Here is a 1,858-nt window from a genome sequence, read left to right as displayed (position 1 = left end):
GCCGTGACCAATGTCAGCGACACCATCGATACGTCGACCGTGACCCTGACCGCGTCTCCAAGCGTGGTTGAGGGCGGCGTGGTCACCTACACCGCCTCTGTCAGCGCTCCAGTCACCGGCAGCCCGCTGGTGGTGACCCTGGCCAACGGCCAGAGCATCACCATCGATGTTGGCCAGTCCTCCGGCTCGGTCAACTTCACCGCGCCGAACAACGTCTACAACACCAACACCCCGCTGACCAACAGCATCACCAAGGTCGAAGGCGGCAACTACGAGCAACTGGAAACCGCCGGCACGCCGACCACCACGGTCACCGATAGCCCTGAGACTCAGGCCACCACCAACCTGGTGCTGAGCGCGACTGGCGATGTCGCCGAGGGCGGCCAGATCGTCTACACCGCCACCCTGAGCAATCCAGCGGGCACGGCCATGACCGTGACCTTGAGCAACGGCTCGACGATCAATATCGCTGCGGGCCAGACCACTGGCCAGGTCACCGTCGCTGCGCCAACCGATGACGTCTACAAGGATGCCGGTGAAGTCAAAGTCAGCATCACCGGTACTACCGGCGGCGACTTCGAGAAGCTGGCGGTCAACCCAGCGGAAGCGGTCACTAACGTCAGCGACACCATCGACACGTCGACCGTGACCCTGACCGCGTCTCCAAGCGTGGTTGAGGGCGGCGTGGTGACCTACACCGCTTCGGTCTCGGCACCTGTGACCGGTTCGCCGCTGGTGGTGACCCTGGCCAACGGCCAGAGCATCACTATCGATGTTGGCCAATCCACCGGCACGGTCAACTTCACCGCCCCGAACAACGTCTACAACACCAATGCGCCACTGACCAACAGCATCACCAAGGTCGAAGGTGGCAACTACGAGAATCTCGAAACCGCTGGTGCGCCGATCACCACGGTCACCGACAGCCCAGAGACTCAGGCCACCACCAACCTGGTGCTGAGCGCAACCGGCGACGTCGCCGAGGGCGGTCAGATCGTCTACACCGCCACCTTGAGCAACCCGGCTGGCACGGCGATGACCGTGACCCTGAGCAACGGCGCGACCATCAATATCGCCGCCGGCCAGACCGCTGGCCAGGTCACCGTCGCTGCGCCAACCGATGACGTCTACAAGGACGCCGGCGAGGTCAAAGCCAGCATCACCGGCACCACCGGCGGTGACTTCGAGAAGCTCGCGGTCAATCCAGCCGAAGCTGTGACCAATGTCAGCGACACCATCGACACCAGCACGGTCACGCTGACTGCTAATGGCTCGGTCGTCGAAGGTGGCGTGGTGACCTACACCGCGTCGGTTTCGGCACCGGTGACCGGTTCGCCACTGGTGGTGACCCTGGCCAACGGCCAGAGCATCACCATCGATGTTGGCCAATCCACCGGCACGGTCAACTTCACCGCGCCGAACAACGTCTACAACACCAACACCCCCCTGACCAACAGCATCACCAAGGTCGAGGGCGGCAACTACGAGAAGCTCGTAACCACCGGCAATACCACGACCACGGTCACCGACAGCCCAGCAACCCAGGCCACCACTAACTTGGTGCTGAGCGCAACCGGCGACGTCGCTGAAGGCGGCCAGATCGTCTACACCGCGACCCTGAGCAACCCGGCCGGCACGGCGATGACCGTGACCCTGAGCAATGGCGCAACCATCAATATCGCCGCCGGTAAGACTTCGGGCACCGTGACCGTCCCAGCGCCATCGGACGATGTCTACAAAGATGCCGGCCAGGTCAAAGCCAGCATCACCGGCACCACCGGTGGTGACTTCGAGAAGCTGGCGGTCAATCCGGCTGAAGCCGTGACCAATGTCAGCGACACCATCGACACGTCGACCG

General features: G+C 63.2%; 1 protein-coding gene. It reads left to right on the top strand.

Annotation, left to right across the window (positions count from 1 at the left end; translation table 11 throughout):
* The coding region (locus tag ACIPZF_RS26090) for an immunoglobulin-like domain-containing protein (RefSeq protein WP_400804957.1) at positions 1-1,858 on the top strand (1,858 nt) is incomplete at both ends.

Origin of the sequence: Pseudomonas sp. NPDC089752 (assembly GCF_044748725.1) — a bacterium.
In the GTDB taxonomy this organism is placed as follows: domain Bacteria; phylum Pseudomonadota; class Gammaproteobacteria; order Pseudomonadales; family Pseudomonadaceae; genus Aquipseudomonas.
This window is presented reverse-complemented; position numbering and strand designations above follow the sequence as displayed.